This is a genomic window from Streptomyces rubiginosohelvolus, from assembly GCF_014649875.1.
GTDB classification, from domain to species: domain Bacteria; phylum Actinomycetota; class Actinomycetes; order Streptomycetales; family Streptomycetaceae; genus Streptomyces; species Streptomyces rubiginosohelvolus.
This window is the reverse complement of sequence record NZ_BMTW01000002.1, coordinates 399154-413917: the sequence shown is the minus strand read 5'-3', so window position 1 is coordinate 413917 and position 14764 is coordinate 399154. Positions and strand designations below refer to the sequence as shown.

Sequence of the window (14764 nt, the reverse complement as noted above, 5' to 3'; positions counted from 1 at the left end):
ACCGACGACCGGCCACCCCACCTACCCCACCATCCCGTGCCCGCAGGGCCGGAGAGGACATGCACACCATGAAGATGAACAGCTCGATACGCGCCCGCATGCTCACGGGCACCACCCTCGCTCTGACGGCGTCCCTGGTGCTGGCCGCCTGTGGCGGCAGCGGTGACACAGCGTCCGAGGCCGAGCCGAAGCAGGCGGAGCAGGCGAAGAACGGCAAGGCCGCCACCACGGTGAAGAACCCGCTGGTCGCCTCGTACGACGGGGGTCTGTACGTCCTCGACGGCGAGACCCTGAAGCTCGCGAAGACCGTCGAGCTGCCCGGCTTCAACCGGGTCAACCCGGCGGGCGACGAGGACCACGTCGTCGTCTCCACCGACAGCGGCTTCCGGGTGTACGACGCGGCCCGGCAGACCTTCACGGACGCCGAGTTCAAGGGTGCGAAGCCCGGCCATGTCGTCCGGCACGGCGGCAGGACGGTCCTGTTCACCGACGGCACCGGCGAGGTGAACGTCTTCGACCCCGCCGACCTGGCCGGCGGCAAGCGGCCCGAGGGACGCAGCTACACGTCCGCGAAGCCCCATCACGGTGTCGCCATCGAACTGGCCGGCGGAGAACTCGTCACCACCCTCGGCACCGAGGAGAAGCGCACCGGAGCCCTCGTCCTGGACAGGAACGACAAGGAGATCGCGCGCGCCGAGAACTGCCCGGGAGTCCACGGCGAGGCCGCCGCCCAGGGCGAGGTGGTCGGCTTCGGCTGCGAGGACGGCGTCCTGCTCTACAAGGACGGCGAGTTCACCAAGGTCGACGCCCCCGGCGACTACGCCCGTACCGGCAACCAGGCCGGGAGCGACGCCTCCCCGATCCTGCTCGGCGACTACAAGACCGACCCCGACGCCGAACTGGAACGCCCCACCCGGATATCCCTGATCGACACCCGTACGGCGAAGATGAAGCTGGTCGACCTCGGGACCAGCTACTCCTTCCGCTCGCTCGCCCGCGGCCCGCACGGCGAAGCCCTCGTGCTCGGCACCAACGGCATCCTCCACGTCATCGACCCGGAGACCGGGGAAGTGGAGAAGAAGATCGAAGCGGTCGGCGACTGGACCGAGCCCCTGGACTGGCAGCAGCCCAGGCCCACCCTGTTCGTCCGGGACCACACGGCGTACGTCTCCGAACCGGGCAAGCGCCAACTGCACTCCTTTGACCTGGAGTCGGGGAAGAAGGGCACGTCCGTGACGCTGCCGAAGGCCACCAACGAACTGTCCGGGACGGTGGACGGTCACTGACCGGTCCACCTGCCCCAGGACACCGTCAGGTCACAGCCGCTTCGCGCTGCGCAGGGTCTTCGCGTAGTAGCCGTTGCCGTCCAGCCGGGAGACCCCGCCGACGTCGCCGATGGTCGGGCCGTTGACCTCCTCGCGGCTGGAGACGAAGATCAGGTGGCCCTCGGTGTCGTAGCCGAGCACGATGCCGACGTGGTCGAGCCGCTCCTTCGTGCGGGCGTCCAGCTTGAAGAAGACCAGGTCGCCCGGCTGGAGCTGGTCGATGGCGGACGGCCGGTCGTCGGGGCCGACCCCGGTCAGCGGGAGCACGTCGGCGCCCTCGCCGGAGCGGGCCATGCCGTTGGCGGTGCGCGGGCGTCAGTCGACCGGCTCGCCCGGCTGGTCGTGGGTGGCGCAGTGGATGCCGCCGCCCCCGGAGGCGACGGTGTCGATCACGACCGGGACGACGTCGCGGTCGGGGAACTGTTCCTGGAGGATTCCCCGGGCCCGGTCGTCCGCCTTGCGGTCGCCGAACCTGGGCATGAAGACCGAGTCGTTGGCGACGTAGAAGTTGGCGTAGGTCGACACGAAGTCGTCGCCCTCGCCGGTGATCTCGTACAGGTCGGGCTGGGGCAGGTCGATGATCTCGAAGGGGCGGCCCTTGGCGTCGGTCGCCTCGCTGAGTACGGCCTCGGCCTGGTCGGCGGCGCGGGACCAGGAGTCGGCGGGGGTGTCGGGGTGTGCCCGGTCCAGCAGCACCACTCCCGGCGCGGTGAAGCGGACGAGGCTGTCCACATGGGCGTCGGTGATGTCCTGGCCGCGTACGCCCTTCAGCCACACCACCTTTTCGACGCCCAGGGTCTCGATGAGGTCGGCCTCGATGTCGTCGCGGCTCAGGCCCGGGTTGCGGTTCCCGTTGACGATCGAGCTCTCGGTGATCAGCAGCGTCCCCTCCCCGTCCGTCTCAAAGGAGCCGCCCTCGGCGATGAGAGGGGCCTCGACCCGCGGGATCTTGTACTTCGACAGGAGCGTACGGCCGACGCGGGCGTCGTTCGTGTGGTTCTGCTTCTCGCCCCAGCCGTTGAAGTTGAAGTCGACCCCGATGACCTCGCCGCCCTCCTCGACGAAGACCGGGACCGTGTCGCGGGCCCACATGTCGTCGACCGCGAGGGGGATGACCTCGACCTGCGAACCGCAGGCCCGTTGGGCGGCCTTCTGCTGGTCGGGCCTGGCCATCATGACGACGTACTCGTACTCCGCGATGGCCCGGGCGATCCGGGCGATGTCCTCGCGGACGTACCGGAGGTCCTCGCCCCAGACCGATTCCAGCGCGGGCCACGACATGAACGTGCGCGCGTGGCTGTCCCACTCCGCGCCGAACCGGCGCTCTCCCTCGGAGGCGCGGGCGGCGCCGGCGCCGGAGGCGAGGGAGGAGGGATCGTCCGGGCTGCAGGCCGTGGCGCCGAAAGCGAGGACGGCGAGCCCGGAGAGGGTCCGGAGGGCCGTACGGCGGGTGGGGGGAAGGTGGGACACGCGTGCTCCGATCATGAACGTTCAAGACTGCCCGGCGGCCCCGGGGTGTGGGTGCGGCGCGGGCCGGTGCTACCAGCACTGTGACACTGACTGAAAAGTCAGTCAAGGTTGGCCCGGCTCGGCGTGTCCTCCGTCGAGGGCTCGGCCGCACGCCGGGCCAGGTGAGCCACCTCCACCGCGATGCCCTCGCGCATCGCGGTGCGCGCGTCCGGCAGGGGCAGGATGCCGCAGAGCCACCGGGCGCTCAGGCCCTCCAGCAGAGCGGTCAGCCGTTCGGCGGAGGCGACGAGCGCCGATTCGGGCGCCGTCGGCCGGACCTCGCCCAGTTGGTCGGCCACCTCCCGGATCCAGATCACGCTCGCGAGGGCCAGTTCACTGCGCAGCTCCGTCTCGAACACGGCGCTCGCGCGGAGTTCGCCCCAGGCGGTGCTGTTCTCCCGTACGTGGGGGAGGTCCTGGAGTTCCAGCAGGAGCGCCTGTTCCAACCTCCGGAGCGGGCCGGCCGACGGGTCCGCGGCCTCCTGCTCGGCGGTGTACCGCTCGGCGCGGTTGTTGACGAAGGCCAGAGTCCGCCGGAGCAGGCCGGCGCGATCGTCGAAGTGGTAGTAGATCAGCGCCTTGGAGACGCCGGCCTCCTCCGCCAGCTCCTCCACCCGTAGGCCCCGTACGCCACGGCGGGCGATGACGGTCGCCGCCGCTTCGAGAATGGCCGTCCTGCGGTCGCTCAACGCGTGCTCCTCCTGCTGGGGCGCCCTCGGCGGGGCGCCGGTCGACGCCGGTAGCGTGTTGACTGAAACTTTAGTCAAGTGCACGATCGTCCGACCGGTCAGGTGCGCTCGCGTCCCCCGCGGACGCCACCGGCCCGCCCGCCGACCCCTTCCGTCTCGCCGAAAGAGCCAGCGCATGTCCACTCAGCCTCCCGGGACGCACCCGGTCCGCATGGCGCTGTCAGCCGAAGACCCGCGGGAGATCGGCGGCTACCGTCTCCAGGCCCGGCTCGGCTCCGGGGGCATGGGTGTGGTCTACCTCGCCCACACCCGGGGCGGTCGTCCCATCGCTCTGAAGGCGGTACGGGAGGACTTCGCTGCGGACCACGGATTCCGCCTGCGGTTCGCCGACGAGGTCGCCAGCGCCCGCCGTATCCACGGACTGTTCACCGCCCAGGTGATCGATTCCGGGGTGGACGATCCGGTCCCGTGGCTCGTCACCGCCTACGTCCCCGGCCCGTCCCTGGAGCAGGCCGTCCGGCACCACGGCCCGCTCCCGCCGCGTACGGTCCTGCTGCTCATGGCCGGGATCGCCGAGGCGCTGCAGGCCATCCACGGTGCCGGCGTCGTCCACCGGGACCTCAAGCCCGCCAACGTCCTGCTCGCCGAGGACGGTCCCCGCGTCATCGACTTCGGCATCGCCCGGGCGGCCGACGCCGCCGCCCGCCCGGTACGAGCAGGCCTACGCGGACGCCGAACTGACCGCCCCCGACGAGAGTTACGAGTTTGATCTCCAGGCCGGGGAGGTGGTCCCCGCCGAGACGTCGGACTGGTTCCTGGCCCGGAGCGGGGACGCGTTCGTCCTGCCGGAGGGCAGCGACGCCTTCGTCGGCGCCGGGTACGTCCTCGGCCCGGCGGACTGCGAGCGCGGCATCGGGACGGAGCCCGTCACGGAACTGTTCCTCGACGACCTCGCCGACGAACGCCCGTTCTGCGTCCGGAGCCCGGACGGCGAGGAGCTCGTGATCGTCCGCCTCGTGCACCCCGGGACGGAGGAGGACGACGGCTCCGTCACCGTCGTCCTCAGCCGCTACACCCGGGGCGGCTGACCTCCCTGACGCGTCACGGGACCCGATCGCCGCCGTTCGTCTCCCGCCGACGGCCGACCGGGCGCGAGGGGGTGCGGTCGGCCAGATAGGGTTGCTGGTCATGGCGTCCCGCAATACCCGGATTCTCGAAGCGGCCGCGCGGGTGATCGCCCGGCGCGGTGTCCGCGGCCTGCGTGTGGAGGAACTCGCGGCCGAAGCGGGGGTGTCCACGGGGCTGATCTACTACCACTTCAAGGACCGCACCGGGATCCTGCGCCACACGCTCGAGTTCATCAACGACCGGGCTGAGCGCTACACGAACGCCCGTGACCCGGAGGCGCCGCCGCTCGGCCCGCGCGAGGAGCTCCAGCAGGTCCTGCTGCTGGAGTTGCAGGACTCCGAGGAGGTCCGGGAGAACAGCGCGGCCTGGGGCGAGCTGCGGGCGAGCGCCGTCTTCGACCCGGCTCTGCGCGAGGACCTGGCCCGGGCGACGCTCGTCTGGGTGCAGGAAGTGGCGGCCCTGCTGGGTCAGGTGCGGCCCATGGCGCCCGCCGTGAAGCTGGCCGCCGCCGCCGAACGGCTCACCGCGCTGCTGGAGGGGCTGAGCATGCGCTGGCTCAGCGGCGGCGTCGGCATCGACCACGCCAGGGCCCTCATGGAGAGCGGCATCGAAGCGGAACTGGCAGGCCTGGAGCAGCGGTAGAGGGCGGCCTCCATCGGCAGGAGGGGCTCCCTCCGTTCATTGCGTCTCATCTATTGACTGAATTTTCAGGCAGTGCCACAGTGAGGCCATCGAGGACCCGGTGAGCCTTCCGAGGGCTGACGCGTGGATCGACCCCCGAACGAAACCCCCGGAGGAAGAGCGTGTTCCTGACAGTGGTGATCCCCATGCGGGCCCAGGTGGTCCGGCAGAGGCAGTCATGCCGCTGACGCCCACCGAGCGGGACCGGCTGCTGCTGTTCACTGCGGCCGAACTGGCCCGCGCCCGCCGTGCCAGGGGCCTGCGCCTCAACGTCCCCGAAGCGACCGCGCTGATCGCGGACACGGTGTGCGAGGCGGCCCGCGACGGGCACCGGCTGGCCGTGGCGCTGGAACGCGGCCGCTCCGTCCTGACCCCCGACGACATCCTGCCCGGCGTCGCCGACGTCGTCACCGAGATCCATGTCGAGGCCGTGTTCGAGGACGGCACCCGGCTCGCGGTCGTCAGCGACCCCTTCGGCGGAGGCCACTCGGGCGACAGCGCCCCCGGCGCCGTGCTGACCGGCCCGGCCGACGCCGTCCCCGAGCCCGAGCTGGTGCTCACCGTGCGCAACACCGCTTCGGTGCCGATCAGCGTGACGTCCCACTTCCACTTCTTCGAGGCGAACCCGCGCCTCAGCTTCGACCGCGCCGCCGCGTACGGCATGCGGCTCGCCGCCCCGGCGGGCGTGTCGACCCGCTTCGACGCCGGAGGCACCGCCGAGGTCGGCCTCGTACCGATGGGAGGAGCGCGGACGGCGATCGGCTTCGCCGGTCTCGTCGACGGTCACCTCGACGCCCCCGGCGCCAAGGAGGAGGCCCTGCGCCGGGCCGCCGCCCGCGGCTACCTCGGAGCCGCCGAGGCGCACGGACCCTCAGGAGCGACCCGATGAGCAGACCCACCCGCCACAGCGACCACTGCGCGCCCGCCGGCCGGCACATCGACCCCCAGGAGTACGCCTCCGTGCACGGCCCCCGCGCGGGTGACCGGGTCAGGCTCGGCGACTCCGGGCTCGTCGTGCGCGTCGAGTCCGACAGCCAGCGGCCCGGCGACGAGTTCCTCGCCGGTTTCGGGAAGACCGCGCGTGACGGCCTGCACCTCAAGGCCGCCGCGGTGTCGGAGACCTGTGACGTGGTGATCAGCAACGTCCTGGTCATCGACGCGGTCCAGGGCATCCGCAAGGTGTCCGTCGGCATCCGGCAGGGCCGCATCCACGCGATCGGCCGCGCCGGGAACCCGGACACGCTCGACGGGGTGGACGTCGTCGTCGGCACCGGCACGACGATCGTCTCGGGGGAGGGGCTGATCGCCACCGCGGGCGCCGTCGACACCCACGTACACCTGCTCTCGCCGCGGATCATGGAGGCGTCCCTCGCCTCCGGTGTCACGACGGTCATCGGCCAGGAGATCGGGCCCGCCTGGGGTGTCGGCGTCAACTCGCCCTGGGCGCTGAAGCACGCCTTCAACGCCTTCGACGCCTGGCCGGTCAACATCGGCTTCCTGGCCCGGGGTCCGTCCTCCGATCCCGCCCCCCTGGTGGAGGCGCTGGCCGAAGGCGGGGCCTGCGGCTTCAAGGTCCACGAGGACATGGGGGCCCACGCCCGGGCCCTGGACACCGCCCTGCGGGTCGCCGGCGAACACGACGTCCAGGTCGCCCTGCACAGCGACGGCCTCAACGAGTGCCTCACCGTCGAGGACACCCTCAGCGTGCTGGACGGCCGGACCATCCACGCCTTCCACATCGAGGGCTGCGGTGGCGGACACGTCCCGAACGCCCTCAAGATGGCCGGCGTGCCGAACGTCATCGGCTCCTCCACCAACCCGACGCTGCCGTTCGGGCGGGACGCGATCGACGAGCACTACGGCATGATCGTCTCGGTCCACGCGCTCAAGACGGACCTGCCCGGAGACGCGGCCATGGCCCGTGACCGGATCCGGGCCGGGACCATGGGGGCGGAGGACGTCCTGCACGACCTCGGCGCCATCGCCATCACCTCCTCCGACGCGCAGGGCATGGGCCGGGCCGGCGAGACGATCCGGCGCACCTTCGCCATGGCGGGCAAGACGGCGGGCAGCTCCGCCGAGGTCCCGGCCGCTCGGCGTCAGGCCGCGCCGCCCGTACCCCGACCGGCCCGGTACGCCCGCAGGAATGTCCGTACGCCCTCGACGACGAGCGGCCGTACGCGGGTGTCCCGCGCGGCGTTCGCGGAGCCGAGCCGGTCCAGTGCGACGCCGAAGGTCAGCGCCAGGAACTGGTCGGCCGCCAGACGCGGGTCGGGGACGTCGAGCAGTCCGGCGTCGGCGAAGGCGGCGAACCGCTCCGCGATCGCCTCGTCAGGCGTGTTCGCCATGGGGTTGTAGTCCTGCTGCGCCAGGTGGCCGGAGTCGGACCGCAGCAGGCGCTGGAGGGTCGTGTACTCCGCCGAGCCGAGCATCTCCGTCGCGATGCGCATCGAGAACGCGACCAGGGCGTCCTCCAGTCCGGCGGCCTCCGTCCGGTCCGTCAGGGTCTCGTCGAGCGTGCGCCGGACCGTCGTGACCAGCGCGTCGCCGACGGAGTCGACGACCGCCCGCAGCAGGGTGCGCTTGTCGCCGAAGTAGTCGTAGACCGTCCGTTTGGACACCTCGGCCCGGGCGGCGACCGCGTCGACGCTGGACCGGTCGAAGCCGTCGGCGAGGAACAGTTCCCGGGCCGCGGTGAGGATCGCGGCCCGCTTCTGTGCGGACCCCTCGCGCAGGGTCTTGGTGGTCGGCATGGGCTCATCCTAACGGAACTACACTGCACGGTGTAGTGTAGTTTGGGTTCGGTGCGTGCCGTACCCGTACAGCCGTGTGCGGCCGCTCCGTCCTGTCGGCCGTCTCGTGTCGGCCACCCCCTGCCGGCCCTTTCGGCCGGGCCGCGACGGAAAGGACGTCCATGACCACGACCCACGCTCCCGCGCGCCCCATCGGGAAGGCCGCCGTCGGAGCCCTCGGCGCCCTGGCGGTGGCCACCGGAGCCCTGGAATCGGTGGTGACGCCGACGCTCCCGCTCCTCCAGCGCGAGCTGGACATGAGCCCCGCCGAAGGGGCGTTGCTCAGCATCGTGCTCCTGGTCACCGGTGCGCTCATCACGCCGATCGCGGGCACGTTAGGCGACCGCTACGGCGGGAAACGGGTCGTCGTCCGGCTGATGGCGGTGGTCTGCGCCGGCGGTCTGGTCTCCGCCCTGGCGCCGAACCTGCCGGTACTGCTGCTCGGCCAGGTGCTGCAGGGGGCGATGGTGGGGGCGCTGCCCCTGTCGTTCATCCTCGTGCGCGCACACCTGCCCGCCGGGGAGTCCAAAGTGGCCATCGGGGTGGTCAGCGGGCTGTTCGTCGGGGGCGCCATGGCGGGAACGCTGGCGGCTGGGCCCGTCGCCGAAGGGCTGTCCCGGCACTGGATGTTCGCGCTGCCGACGTTCGCCGTCATCGGGGCCACGGTGCTGGTGCACCGGCTGATGCCGCAGGATCCGCCGCGCCGCCCGGACGGCACCGGGATCGACTGGCCCGGCCTGGTCCTCCTGAGCGGCACGCTCGTCACGCTCATGCTCGTCCTCGGTCTGGGGGCCGACCTGGTCACCCAACCCCTCGTGCTCCTCGGGCTCGTCGTGCTGCTGGCCGCCTTCGGGACCGGCTGGGTGGCCGTCGAGCGCCGTGCGGCCTCGCCGATGGTCGATCTGCGCATGCTGACCCGGCCCGCGGTGGGGAAGTCCTGTGTGCTGACGTTCCTGATCTGCGTCGGCACCTCGGCGGCGACCTACCTCGTCCCGCAGCTCTTCGCGGTCCCCGCCGACACCTACGGATTCGGGGCGAGCGCCACCGCGATCGGCTTCTTCCTGCTGCCCGGCGCCCTGGCCGCGTCGCTGGCCGGCCCGATCAGCGGCATCGGGGTGCGGCGGCTCGGCTCGCGGGCCGTGGTCACCGCCGGGGTGCTGCTCATGGCCGTCGGCCTCCTGGGCCTGGCGGCCGCGCACACCGAGATCTGGCACCTCGTCGTCGGCAAGGCGCTGGTCGCGCTCGCCAACGGGCTCTGCGTCACGGCGATGGTGACCAGGACCGCCACCTCCGTCGACCTGGGGGACACCGGCATCGCCACCGGTCTCGTCCTGGTGACCCGTGTGATCGGTTTCGCCGTGGGGGTGCAGGTCACCGGGGCGATCCTCACCGCCGGAACACCCTCCGGGTCGAAGATCCCGGCCGAGTCGGCCTTCGTCGCCGGCTTCATCCTGGCCGCCGTCGTCACGGTGCTGTCCCTGCTGGTCGTCCGCACCATGAGCAAAGGAGTCAAGGAATGATCCGCACCGATGAGTTGAGGCACGTCCCGGGCGGCCGGAGGCGTACGGTCCTGATATCCGGGGCCAGTATCGCGGGGCCCGCCCTCGCGTTCTGGCTGAACCGCTACGGGTTCACCGTCACGGTGGTCGAGAAGGCGGGGGCGCTCCGCGACGGCGGCTACCCCATCGACGTACGCGGCACCGCGCTCGACGTCGTCCGGAGGATGGGGATCCTGCCCCGGCTGCGGGACGCGCACATCGACCTGCGCCGGCTGACCTTCCTCGACGAGGACGGCGCCGAGGTGACCTCCCTCGCCCCGCACACCGTCACCGGTGGTGTCGCAGGGGCGGACCTGGAGGTACGACGCGGAGCCCTGGCCAACGCCCTTCACTCGGCGGTCCGTGACGACGTGGAGTTCCTGTTCGACGACTCCATCGACACGCTCGACCAGCACCGCCACGGGGTCGACGTCACCTTCCGCCGGGGCGGCAGCCGGACGTTCGATCTGGTGGTCGGTGCGGACGGACTGCACTCCCACACCCGAGGGCTGGTGTTCGGCCCCGAGGAGCGGTTCCACCGGTACCTCGGCTACTGCTTCGCCGGATTCACCCTGCCCAACACCTTCGGGCTCGTCCGTGAGACCACCCTGTGGAACGCCCCCGGCCGGGCAGCGGTGCTGTACGCCGTGGGGGACGGCGACGACGCCGTGCACGGCTTCCTCACCTTCGCCCGCCCGCAACCCCCCTTGGGCGCCTTCCGTGACCCGGAGGCCCAACGAGACCTGGTCGAGAGGGTCTTCGCCGACGCGGGGTGGGAAGTCCCGGGCTTGCTGGCCGCGATGCGCACGGCGGACGACCTGTTCTTCGACGTGGTCAGCCAGATCCGCATGCCCCGCTGGGCCAACGGCCGGGTCGCGCTGGTGGGCGACGCCGCGTACGCGCCCTCGTTCCTGACCGGCCAGGGCTCCAGCCTCGCGCTCGTCGGGGCGTACATGCTCGCCGGTTCCCTGGCGGCCGAACGGGACCACACCGCGGCGTTCGCCGCCTACGAACGCGACAGCCGTACGTTCGTGACCCTCAACCAGGACCTGGTCGGCACGGGCGACGCTCTGCTGTTCCCCACCAGCGCGCGGGCCCTGGAGGAGCGCAACGCCCTGCTGCGCGGTCTCGCCGCCACACCCCCGGCAGTGGAGGGGCGACCGGCCCACGCGGCCCTGGTCCTGCCCGAGTTCACGCCGACGGCGGCATTGTCCTCGGGCCGGACCGATGTATAGCCTGAGCAATGGCATGTGACATTGCACCTGGAGGTGGCGGTGGACATCGTGGTCATCGGCGCGGGCATCGTGGGCGCCGCCTGCGCGTTCCACGCCGCCTCCGCCGGTCTCGGTGTCACGGTGCTCGACCGGGGCCCGGTCGGTGCGGGCACCACCAGCCGAGGGGAGGGCAACATCCTGCTCTCCGACAAGGAGCCCGGCCCGGAGCTGGAGCTGGCCCGGCTCAGCCGTGACCTCTGGGACGAGGCGGGCGAGGAACTCGGCCCAGGAAAAGTCGAGTTCGAGAACAAGGGCGGCCTGGTCGCCGCGAGCACCCCCGAAGGCCTCGCCGCCCTGCACGCGTTCGCCGCACGCCAGGCGGCGGCCGGAATCCAGACCGAACGCGTCGACCGCCTCGACGCGTTCGAGCCGCACATCGCACCCGGCCTCCCCGGCGGCGTCCACTACCCGCAGGACGCCCAGGTGCAGCCCGTCCTCGCGGCGTCCGGACTGCTGCGGGCCGCCGTCCGGCGCGGCGCCCGGGTGCGTACCGGCGAGGCCCTCGCCGCCGTCACCGGAACCGACGGTCGGGTCACCGGAGTTCGTACGGCCGACGGCGCGGTGCTGGCCGCCGACGCCGTGGTCAACGCGGCCGGGACGTGGGGCGGCGAGGTCGGCCGCCGCCTCGGGGCCCCCGTCGCGATCCTGCCGCGCCGGGGCTTCGTCCTCGTCACCGAACCGCTGCCGCCGATGATCCGGCACAAGGTCTACTCCGCCGACTACGTCGCCCATGTCGCCTCCAGCGACGAGGGCCTGGAGACCTCGTGCGTCGTCGAGGGCACCCGCGCGGGCACCATCCTGATCGGTGCCAGCCGCGAACGCGTCGGCTTCGACACCACGATGAACCCGGCCGTGGTGGCGCTGCTCGCCGCGCAGGCGTGCCGCCTCTTCCCGTTCCTGCGCGACGTCCATCTGATCCGCGCCTACCGGGGGTTCAGGCCGTACTGCCCCGACCACCTGCCCGTTGTCGGCCCGGACCCCCGGGTCCCCGGCGTCCTCCACGCGTGCGGCCACGAAGGCGCGGGCATCGGCCTCGCCCCCGGCACCGGCGCCCTGATCACCGCCCAGCTGCTCGGCCGCCCGTGGCGCGGAGCCGATCCGGCCGCCCACACCGGCCTCCTGCCCGACCGATTCCTCACGACCGGAGGTGTGCCGAAGTGACCGGAGCGGCCGCGGAGACCGACGTACCCGCAGGACCCACCGTCACCGTGGACGGCGAACCCCTGGCGTTCGTCCCCGGGCAGACCCTGGCCGCCGCGCTCGTGGCCTCGGGCCGGGTCGCCTGGCGGACCACCCGGGGTGGGCAGCGGCCCCGGGGCGTCTTCTGCGGCATCGGCGTCTGTTACGACTGCCTCGTCACCGTCGACGGAAAGCGCGGGCAGCGCGCCTGCCTGGTGCGGGCCCGGGCGGGCATGGCCGTCGCGACGGGGGAGGGCGACGATGTATGAGCCCCAGGATGTCGTCGACCTCGTGGTGGTGGGCGCCGGGCCCGCCGGTATGGCGGCCGCCGTCACCGCCCTGGACGGCGGGCTGCGGGTCGTCCTCGTCGACGCGGGCTCCGCGCCGGGCGGCCAGTTCTGGCGCCACCCCCCGGACCACCCGCGCGAGGCCCTTCCCACCGAGGACCTGCACCACGACCTGCGCACCTACCGGGCGCTGCGCGCCGCCCTGGCCGCCCACGAGCGCACCGGACGGCTGACCCTCCTGCTCGACCATCCCGTATGGACCACGGCCCGCGCGGCGGACGGTTTCACCGTCCACGCCGTGGACCGAAGCAGGCCGCCCGAGGAGCGGGCCGTCGTGCTGCGCGCACCGGTCCTGCTCGTGGCGACCGGCGCCTACGACCGCCAACTCCCCTTTCCCGGCTGGGACCTGCCCGGTGTGCTCACCGCGGGCGGACTCCAGTCGCTGCTCAAGGGCGGGGGAGTGGTGGCCGGCCGGCGCGTGGTCCTCGGCGGCACGGGCCCCTTCCTGCTGCCCGTCGCCGCCGCCCTCGCCGCACGCGGGGCGGAGGTCGTCGCGGTGTGCGAGGCGGCGGCGCCCTCGGCCTGGCTGCGCCACCCCGCACCCCTGTTGCGTAACCCCGCCAAGTGGGCCGAAGCCGCTGGTTACGCGGGCACGCTCGCCCGGCACCGGATCCCGGTCCGCACCCGCACCGGCATCGTCGGCGCCGAAGGGGAGGAGCGGGTCGCCGTCGTACGCACCGCAGCCCTGGACGCCGACGGAGCACCGCTCCCGGGTACCGAGCGGCGGATCGAGGCCGACACGGTGGGCGTCGGCTGGGGCTTCGTCCCCCAGCTCGACCTGCTGCTCCCGCTCGGCTGCGACCTCGCCGACGCGGGCGACGGCACCATGGCCGCCGCCGTGGACGCCGGACAGCGCACCACCGTGCCGGGCCTCTACGCGGCGGGCGAGGCCTGCGGGGTCGGCGGGGCGGCGCTCGCGCTGAGCGAGGGGCGCGTGGCGGCGGTCTCGGTGCTCACCGACGTGTCCGCGCCGGGCCGGCCGGGCCTCCGCGCCTTGGCCGCGGAGCGCCGGGCGGTGGCCCGGCACCGCTCCTTCGCCCACGCCCTGGCCCGGGCACACCCCGTGCCGCGGAACTGGCCCGCCTGGCTGACCGACGACACCACGGTCTGCCGGTGCGAGGAGGTCACCGCGGGGGCTGTCCGCGCCGCCCGCGCCGACGGCTCGGCATCCGACCACCGGCAGGTCAAACAGCTGACCAGGGCGGGCATGGGCTGGTGCCAGGGCCGGATGTGCGGGCCCGCCGTGCACTGCCTCGTCGCCGCCCGCGCCGAGCCCTACACCCCAGCCGAACGGCTGATCGCGACCCCGATCACGCTCGGCGCGCTCGCCGATTCGGCCCATCCCTCCACCGGCGACACCCCGTCCGAACCCACCTGAGGAGTCCCCATGAACCGCGTGGACCGCACGGCCCCCGCCCGTACGCCCTGGCACGGTGTCATCGTCGCGACGAGCCTCCCGTTCGGCCGGGACCTCGCCGTCGACCACGGCGCGTACGGGGACAACGTCGCCTGGCTCGCCGAACAGGGCCTGCACGGCGTCGCCCCGAACGGGTCGCTGGGCGAGTACCAGACCCTGACGTACGAGGAACGCGACCGTGTCGTCGAGACCGCCGTCGCCCACGCCCCCGAGGGCTTCACCGTGATGCCGGGCGTCGGCGCGTACGGCGCGATCGAGGCCAGGCGGCACGCGCTCTTCGCCAGGGACGCCGGCTGCCAGGCCGTCATGTGCCTGCCGCCCAACGCCTACCGGGCCGACGACCGCGCCGTCCTGGAGCACTACGCGATGGTCGCCTCCGCCGGACTCCCCGTCACCGCGTACAACAACCCCATCGACACCAAGGTCGACCTCCGCCCCGAACTGCTGGCCAAGCTGTACGCCGAGGGGTTCATCGTGGGCGTGAAGGAGTTCTCCGGGGACGTACGGCGGTGCTACGCCATCAACGAACTCGCCCCCGGGCTCGACCTGATCATCGGCACCGACGACACCCTCCTCGAAGTCGGCGTCGCCGGGGCCAAGGGCTGGGTCGCCGGGTACCCCCAGGTCTTCCCGCGCGCCTGCCTCGATCTCTACGACGCCGCGCTGGCCGGCGATCTCACCACCGCGCTCCCGCTCTACCGCCGGCTCCACTCCGTACTGCGCTGGGACAGCAGGACCGAGTTCGTCCAGGCGATCAAGCTCGGCCAGGACATGATCGGCCGGACCGGCGGCGTCTGCCGGCCGCCCCGCCAGGCCCTGGACCCGGAAACCGAGGCCGTCGTGCGCTCCGCCACCCAGGCCCTCATCGACGCGGGGGTGAACTGA

General features: G+C 72.7%; 14 protein-coding genes and 2 pseudogenes. 12 read left to right on the top strand and 4 right to left on the bottom strand.

Annotated elements, in window-relative coordinates; genetic code table 11:
• Nucleotides 1-74 precede the first annotated feature (74 nt).
• Nucleotides 75-1286: a zinc metallochaperone AztD gene (aztD, locus tag IE134_RS09170; protein WP_189430219.1), complete on the top strand. Its 1212-nt coding sequence runs from the start codon at nucleotides 75-77 to the stop codon at nucleotides 1284-1286.
• Nucleotides 1287-1316: 30 nt separating this feature from the next.
• Here the strand turns inward: aztD and IE134_RS09165 are convergent.
• From IE134_RS09165 to IE134_RS09155, 3 genes and pseudogenes are all read right to left on the bottom strand, one after another.
• Nucleotides 1317-1637, bottom strand: a pseudogene (locus tag IE134_RS09165) (NlpC/P60 family protein); the annotation flags it as partial.
• A gap of 3 nt (nucleotides 1638-1640) precedes the next feature.
• Nucleotides 1641-2795, bottom strand: coding sequence for an agmatine deiminase family protein (locus IE134_RS09160; protein ID WP_189430154.1), 1155 nt, complete (start codon nucleotides 2793-2795; stop codon nucleotides 1641-1643).
• Between the two features lie 98 nt (nucleotides 2796-2893).
• Nucleotides 2894-3523: a TetR/AcrR family transcriptional regulator gene (locus IE134_RS09155; RefSeq protein WP_189430152.1), complete on the bottom strand. Its 630-nt coding sequence runs from the start codon at nucleotides 3521-3523 to the stop codon at nucleotides 2894-2896.
• A gap of 175 nt (nucleotides 3524-3698) precedes the next feature.
• On the opposite strand from IE134_RS09155, the gene IE134_RS09150 reads away from it, so the two are divergent.
• The 5 genes and pseudogenes from IE134_RS09150 to IE134_RS09130 all read left to right on the top strand — a co-directional run.
• Entirely contained in the window at nucleotides 3699-4292 is a 594-nt protein-coding gene (locus tag IE134_RS09150) for a serine/threonine-protein kinase (protein WP_098893978.1), read from the top strand.
• Nucleotides 4293-4308: 16 nt separating this feature from the next.
• Nucleotides 4309-4611, top strand: coding sequence for a hypothetical protein (locus IE134_RS09145; RefSeq protein ID WP_189430150.1), 303 nt, complete (start codon nucleotides 4309-4311; stop codon nucleotides 4609-4611).
• Between the two features lie 100 nt (nucleotides 4612-4711).
• Nucleotides 4712-5293, top strand: coding sequence for a TetR/AcrR family transcriptional regulator (locus IE134_RS09140; RefSeq protein ID WP_126931614.1), 582 nt, complete (start codon nucleotides 4712-4714; stop codon nucleotides 5291-5293).
• 217 nt (nucleotides 5294-5510) lie between these two features.
• Nucleotides 5511-6221 carry an urease subunit gamma gene (gene ureA, locus IE134_RS09135; protein WP_126931615.1) on the top strand — a complete coding sequence of 237 codons (711 nt, stop codon included), beginning with the start codon at nucleotides 5511-5513 and terminating at the stop codon, nucleotides 6219-6221.
• Nucleotides 6218-7393: pseudogene (locus IE134_RS09130) on the top strand (urease subunit alpha); the annotation flags it as partial. The gene ureA and the pseudogene IE134_RS09130, both read left to right, overlap by 4 nt.
• Before the next feature lie 38 nt (nucleotides 7394-7431).
• On the opposite strand, the gene IE134_RS09125 reads toward IE134_RS09130, so the two are convergent.
• On the bottom strand, nucleotides 7432-8085 hold the full coding sequence (locus IE134_RS09125; RefSeq protein WP_098893980.1) for a TetR/AcrR family transcriptional regulator: 654 nt from the start codon (nucleotides 8083-8085) through the stop codon (nucleotides 7432-7434).
• 161 nt (nucleotides 8086-8246) lie between these two features.
• Between IE134_RS09125 and IE134_RS09120 the strand changes: the two genes are divergently transcribed.
• From IE134_RS09120 to IE134_RS09095, 6 genes are read left to right on the top strand one after another with little or no spacing between them, the layout of a single operon-like run.
• Nucleotides 8247-9644, top strand: a complete 1398-nt coding sequence (locus IE134_RS09120) for an MFS transporter (protein WP_189430148.1) — start codon at nucleotides 8247-8249, stop codon at nucleotides 9642-9644.
• Nucleotides 9641-10897 (top strand): FAD-dependent monooxygenase, encoded by a 1257-nt coding sequence (locus tag IE134_RS09115; RefSeq protein ID WP_189430146.1) that lies wholly within the window; start codon nucleotides 9641-9643, stop codon nucleotides 10895-10897. Before IE134_RS09120 ends, IE134_RS09115 begins: the two co-directional genes overlap by 4 nt.
• A gap of 39 nt (nucleotides 10898-10936) precedes the next feature.
• Entirely contained in the window at nucleotides 10937-12097 is a 1161-nt protein-coding gene (locus IE134_RS09110) for an NAD(P)/FAD-dependent oxidoreductase (protein WP_189430217.1), read from the top strand.
• Nucleotides 12094-12384, top strand: a complete 291-nt coding sequence (locus tag IE134_RS09105; RefSeq protein ID WP_050513710.1) for a (2Fe-2S)-binding protein — start codon at nucleotides 12094-12096, stop codon at nucleotides 12382-12384. The genes IE134_RS09110 and IE134_RS09105 overlap by 4 nt, the downstream gene beginning before the upstream one ends.
• Nucleotides 12377-13840, top strand: a complete 1464-nt coding sequence (locus tag IE134_RS09100; protein ID WP_189430144.1) for an FAD/NAD(P)-dependent oxidoreductase — start codon at nucleotides 12377-12379, stop codon at nucleotides 13838-13840. Before IE134_RS09105 ends, IE134_RS09100 begins: the two co-directional genes overlap by 8 nt.
• 9 nt (nucleotides 13841-13849) lie before the next feature.
• Nucleotides 13850-14764, top strand: a complete 915-nt coding sequence (locus tag IE134_RS09095) for a dihydrodipicolinate synthase family protein (RefSeq protein WP_030716228.1) — start codon at nucleotides 13850-13852, stop codon at nucleotides 14762-14764.

Coding starts and splice junctions, on each gene's coding strand:
- aztD (WP_189430219.1), top strand. CDS start 75: ATGAACAGCTCGATACGCGCCCGCATGCTCACGGGCACCACCCTCGCT.
- IE134_RS09150 (WP_098893978.1), top strand. CDS start 3,699: ATGTCCACTCAGCCTCCCGGGACGCACCCGGTCCGCATGGCGCTGTCA.
- IE134_RS09140 (WP_126931614.1), top strand. CDS start 4,712: ATGGCGTCCCGCAATACCCGGATTCTCGAAGCGGCCGCGCGGGTGATC.
- ureA (WP_126931615.1), top strand. CDS start 5,511: ATGCCGCTGACGCCCACCGAGCGGGACCGGCTGCTGCTGTTCACTGCG.
- IE134_RS09125 (WP_098893980.1), bottom strand. CDS start 8,085: ATGCCGACCACCAAGACCCTGCGCGAGGGGTCCGCACAGAAGCGGGCC.
- IE134_RS09120 (WP_189430148.1), top strand. CDS start 8,247: ATGACCACGACCCACGCTCCCGCGCGCCCCATCGGGAAGGCCGCCGTC.
- IE134_RS09115 (WP_189430146.1), top strand. CDS start 9,641: ATGATCCGCACCGATGAGTTGAGGCACGTCCCGGGCGGCCGGAGGCGT.
- IE134_RS09100 (WP_189430144.1), top strand. CDS start 12,377: ATGTATGAGCCCCAGGATGTCGTCGACCTCGTGGTGGTGGGCGCCGGG.
- IE134_RS09095 (WP_030716228.1), top strand. CDS start 13,850: ATGAACCGCGTGGACCGCACGGCCCCCGCCCGTACGCCCTGGCACGGT.